Origin of the sequence: Treponema primitia ZAS-1 (genome assembly GCF_000297095.1) — a bacterium.
GTDB classification, from domain to species: domain Bacteria; phylum Spirochaetota; class Spirochaetia; order Treponematales; family Breznakiellaceae; genus Termitinema; species Termitinema primitia_A.
The window spans coordinates 1-1,568 of sequence record NZ_AEEA01000130.1 but is presented as its reverse complement, the minus strand read 5'-3'; the positions used below and the strand labels follow the sequence as shown (position 1 = coordinate 1,568).

Below are 1,568 nucleotides of genomic sequence, written 5' to 3'. Positions count from 1 at the left end.
ATGTTCTGCCCCACCACGCCGCCGATATAGTAGTAAGTGCCGGAAACGGCGCCGGTGTTGTAGCAGGCGGTGACGCTGCCTTGGTTGTACCCCGCCACGCCGCCGACCCAGCCGACGCCGGTAACGTCGCCGGTGTTGGAGCAGGCGATGATGGCGCCTACGCTGGACCCCACCACGCCGCCGGAATAGTCGCCGCCTTTAATGGAACCGCTCGCTATATGCACATTCTTCACCGTGCTGCCACTGCCAGTGGCGCCAAAGAGGCCCTGGCCACCTAAAGTGGTGTTTATATACAGGTTGCTGATAGCCTTGCCGCCGCCATCGAAGGTCCCGGTAAAGCGGAGGGCGTCGGTGGCGCCGTCGCCCACCGCCGTCCATTGCTGTGTTGAGGAACCCATCAGGTCCAGGTCCGCTTCCTGCTTGTACTTGCCGTTTCTGGTGGCGTTATCTGTGTTAATCAACTGGAACTCCCCATAGCTGCCGATGGGGCGGCTGCCGTTCACGGCGTCCCGGAACAGGAGTTTGCCGTCTTTGTCCAGCTTCAGGATGACCTGCTCATCCGCCTTGCGGCCGATGAGGATTTTACTTGAGTCCTCAAGGGTGATGCTCTTGATAAGCCCCCCTTCCTTTTGAACGGTAAACTCTCCGGTATACTCCCCGATGACCACCGGGTCCCCCTTCGTAAAGTCCCCCGCCGCAAACGCAAAGCTGGCCGCCGAGGGGTCGGGGTCGTCGCCGGTGGGGGGCACGGTGGTGGTCATGTTGCCGTAGATGCGGACGGTCTCGCTCATGCCTGCCGCACCGGCGCTGTTCCCCAGGGTGGCCCGGAGCAGGTAGTCCCCGGCGGCCACGTCCGTGGTCCCGGTCGCGGTGGTAACGCCGGTGCTGGCGTTGGTGGTGGTGCTGGTGGGGGACAGGGTGGTCACGGGCCCGCCCTCCAGCTTTTGCAGGGTCAGGCTGAGGGTCGTGACCCCCGCCGGGTAGGTGATGGTATAGGCCAGCGTCCCGGTCACGGCGTCAGGCCCGGTCCCGGTCGCAGAATCGGTCCCGTCCACCGGTTGCAGCTTTACCGTGACGGTGGTGGTGTTGCCGTTGCCCACGGTGATGGTGGTGGGGGTGCTGGTGGCGACCGTCCCGACCCCGGTGCCCACCAGCTTGGCGGCCAGTGCCGCAGTGCCGACATAGGCCTGCACCGCCAGCTTGTAGTTCCCCACCGGCAGGATGAAGTCATTGCCGTTCTGCTCAGGCGGAGGCGTCACCGGCTCGTCCGTCGTCGTTGTCCAAGTATAGGTATAGAAAAGCGTCGACACAGGCAGGGACGGGTACGCGGTCCTTGGCGGACCCGAAGGGTCCGCTGGGAGTTTCGGCGTAGCCGAAACTCCGAGCAAGTTCCGAAGGAACTTGCCCCCAAGCGCAGGCTCAGGTTCAGGCGTAGCCGAAACCCCCAGCCCGGAAACCTCCACCCGCACGGCGCCCAGCCCGTCCCCCAGCGGGACACCCAGCGGGCCGCCCACCGTCGCCGCACACCCCGCCATCAGCAGGGCGAAGCCTAAAAGGTGCCAGGCACC

General features: G+C 65.1%; 1 pseudogene. It reads right to left on the bottom strand.

Going from position 1 to position 1,568, the window contains the following annotated elements:
* A pseudogene (locus tag TPRIMZ1_RS0115850) lies at positions 1-1,568 on the bottom strand (hypothetical protein); the annotation flags it as partial.